Here is a 3,588-nt window from a genome sequence, read left to right as displayed (position 1 = left end):
TGCTAAGAAGCAACCTTTAAGAAAGCATGAGGATATAGTAGTTTTTTATAAAAAACAACCCACTTATAATCCCCAAATGAGTCAAGGCGATGCTTATTCTAAAGGGATTAGAAAAAACCAAGTTACTGGTTCATATGGTGATTTTGAACCAACATTGGTCGAAAGTACAGGTAGTCGTTATCCCGTTGATATATTATATTTCAAAACTGCTGAATCAGAGGGATCAGTGGTTCACCCAACTCAAAAGCCCGTAGAATTAGGACGTTATTTAATTAGAACATTTACTAACCCGGGAGATGTAGTTTTAGATAATACTTCTGGATCGGGGTCCTTTTTAGTTGCTGCACTTCAAGAAGGGCGAAATTTTATTGGAATTGAAAAAAACGAAAACGTTGCATTGTTTAAAAATAACCCAGTAGATTATATTACAATTACTCAAAATAGGATAAATGAAACCCTCGCTAAATTAAAAACAAGGAACGATACAACTTTAGATAGCATTATTGATGCGAATTTAACCAAAGGAGAGTTGTTATAATGAGTGATTATAAATTAAAATCCAATGAAAGAAGCGAAGGCGGCGAGATAATTGTTGAGATGAATATGTTGTTTCATAACAACGATTGGATAATGAAATCGGCAGTGGGAGAACTTTCACTTCACTCAAAAATTTTTGATGACGATAGAAATAAGACATTATTTCCAGATGCAATTATTTTTTCAGATAAGGATAGAAATGAAACCCTCATGGGATGGGAATTTAAGATGCCTGATGTACATATAGATGATCAAGAATTATATTCAAATGCACTCGATAAAGCTAATAGAATGGGAACACAAGCATTTGTTCTATGGAATTTTCAATATGCATCTATATATATTAAAGAAGATAAGGGTTGGCCACTAAGTCCTACTAAATTTTTCGATAGTTACGCTCACATTTTGACTGACAGAAATAGTGTCAATTTAAACAGTAATGTTTGGAAAGAACAGCTATACATAGTATTAGAATACCTAAATCAAGAAATAATAGCGGATAAATTCGAATCAGCACCAATTGAATTTAATATATCTAGTTATGTTACAACGATTGCAGATAAACTAGCGCCATCTCTTTCTGGGTATTATTTAGATAGTAACGATACAATGTTGCGCAGTTTTATGACTAGATGGAGAACAAAAGAGCAAGCTGAACTAAATGATGTATCTAAGAATGAACCACATGAAGTAATAGCTAACGCATATGCAAGAAATGTTATCATCCGTTGGATTAATCGATTGATTTTTTGTCATCTCTTAAAGAAAAAACAAAACAAGGTTAATAATATGCTTGTTCAGTTTTCAAGGTCCTCTGATATTAAATCTTTTTCTGAACAATTAAATGAAATAGTAAACACAACGGATTTTTATACAATTCTACATGTTGATAAATATGAGGATGATCTTCCACAAAGAGTTGTTAATAATCTTAATGAATTTAATGTATATCTTGCAAATTCTGATTTTTCAACTGCTAATGATTCATTTATTTCTAAACTTCTAGAAAATATCATTGATACTACTGTGAGAGAATTGATGGGACTTTATACAACTCCTAGGGCTTTATCTAAAATTTTAGTTGGCCTAACTGTTATAAAAACTGAAGGAGAATTTGCAGATGTAACTACGGGGTCTGGAACAATAGCTAATGAAATACAGAATCTATTAAAAGGTTATGGAAAAAGTAATACATATATACATGATCATGTCTGGGCATCAGATAGGTATGGTTATCCTCTTCAAATAGCTAATTTAAATATGACCAGCTCTGACAGTTTAAATCTAAAGAATATTGTTTTTCAAAAAAACACTTTAAATATGAAAAGTGGAGAAATAGTGAAAATTGTTAATCCTTCTACAGGTGAATTAGAAGAAATAAAACTGCCGAAGTTTGATTATATTATATCAAATTTACCTTTTATTAGTAGTAATTCTAGAAATGAAGAAGATCAAAAATATATAAGTAATATTATTGAATTTTATGATGATTTAAATGATAAAATTGATCTGTACCAAGCAATAATAATACATCTAAATACATTAATAAGTGATAATGAAGATGCAAGAATTGGGGTGGTTATATCTAATTCTTGGACTAAAGTTCAAAAAGGATATAAGTCGTTTTTTAAAACTATAAGTAAAATATATAACGTAGAAATGATAGTGGTTCCTAGTTCGGGTAGATGGTTTCAAAATGCGTCTGTTATGACAAATATCATTGTCTTAAAGAAAAAAGTTGATTCTGAAGATAGTTCTACTCGTTTCATTTCACTAGATAATAGAGTTACTTCTGAATATAGTAATATAGACGAAATTAATGATTTAATCATAGATCTTAAATTAAATGAACCTAATCCTTTATATAATCAACAAAGTTTAAAAAAATCTCAAATTATAGAACGTTTAAATAAAGGGCTCTCAATAGAGTCACTGTTTGATGATACGCAATGGTTGAATAATTTCAATGGAAAGTTAACTCCTTTAAGTAATTTTCTAGAAGGGGGTCGTGGCACACGCACAGGAGGAGACCCAATCTTCATAATGAATGATAAAAAAGTGAATACAGAAAATCTAGTACCTTATTTAAAAACTATAAAGAACGTTACTTCTTATGAAGTTTCCCATACAGAATATTATTATTTTTACACAAAGTATACTTTAGAAGAAATTAGAAAAAATAATATGAAGAAAACATTAGATTATCTAGAGGAGATAAAGAATAGTAAAACAGCGATGAGCAGAAAAAGCAAGTTAGGAGAAAAATGGTTTAACGCTGACCAGTCTCCACAATATGCAGATTTTATAACGTCAATAAATCCACAAGATAGATATTTTTGGAGTCTCATGAAGCCCCAAATGGCAGTTAATCAAAGGGTTACAGCTTTTCGTGTGAAACCAATGTTTCTTAAAGATATAGATGTTTTACATGCAATATTAAATAGTATACTTGCTCAATATATGTTAGCTGGATCTGGATTTGGTAGAGGTCAAGGGGCGACTGATTTAACTAAAGAAGGTATCATTCAAATTCATATTCCAAACATAGAATTATTATCAAATAAACAAAAAGATCAACTATTAACATTATGGGGAAAACTTAAGACAAAAAAAATAACTACAGTTTTTGAACAGGTGAAGGATACGGATTGGATTACATTCAATAAACTAGTTCTGAATTTTTTTGGGGTTAACGAAGAAATATATCAGCCTATGGCAACTAGTTTAGTAACACTAATTAAGAGAAGAATATCAGCCAAAAAGTAGTTGATTGATATAAAAAATTTTAACATTAACTTAGAACTGTATAATTAACAAACTTCCATTATAGGTGTATTAAAAAACACAACATAGATTCTATGTTGTGTTTTTAATTTTTATATATTATTATGATTCTGCTTTATTTAACAATTCGATAAACAGTAGATCGACTTACGCCTGTGTGTCTAGCAATTTCTTCACCTGTGAGCTTCTGCTCATCATATAAAAATTTAATCTCTCTTTTCTTATAATCTGGCAATGAAGGACGGCCACCTTTTCGCCCTCTTGCTC

General features: G+C 30.3%; 3 protein-coding genes. 2 read left to right on the top strand and 1 reads right to left on the bottom strand.

Features of this window, described 5'->3' with window-relative positions; translation table 11 throughout:
- Both ACTHW2_RS11930 and ACTHW2_RS11925 read left to right on the top strand, forming a co-directional pair.
- The coding region (locus tag ACTHW2_RS11930) for a DNA-methyltransferase (protein WP_442264135.1) at positions 1–538 on the top strand (538 nt) is incomplete at its 5' end.
- A gap of 92 nt (positions 539–630) precedes the next feature.
- Entirely contained in the window at positions 631–3,303 is a 2,673-nt protein-coding gene (locus ACTHW2_RS11925) for an N-6 DNA methylase (RefSeq protein ID WP_442264134.1), read from the top strand.
- A gap of 133 nt (positions 3,304–3,436) precedes the next feature.
- Here ACTHW2_RS11925 and ACTHW2_RS11920 read toward each other — a convergent pair whose 3' ends face one another.
- Positions 3,437–3,556 (bottom strand): helix-turn-helix domain-containing protein, encoded by a 120-nt coding sequence (locus ACTHW2_RS11920; protein WP_442264136.1) that lies wholly within the window; start codon positions 3,554–3,556, stop codon positions 3,437–3,439.
- Between the last annotated feature and the right edge of the window lie 32 nt (positions 3,557–3,588).

The sequence above is a fragment of the Tissierella sp. genome (assembly GCF_052089545.1).
Classification (GTDB): domain Bacteria; phylum Bacillota; class Clostridia; order Tissierellales; family Tissierellaceae; genus Tissierella_A.
The sequence above is the reverse complement of the archived record's forward strand: the minus strand, read 5'-3'. Positions and strand labels throughout refer to the sequence as shown.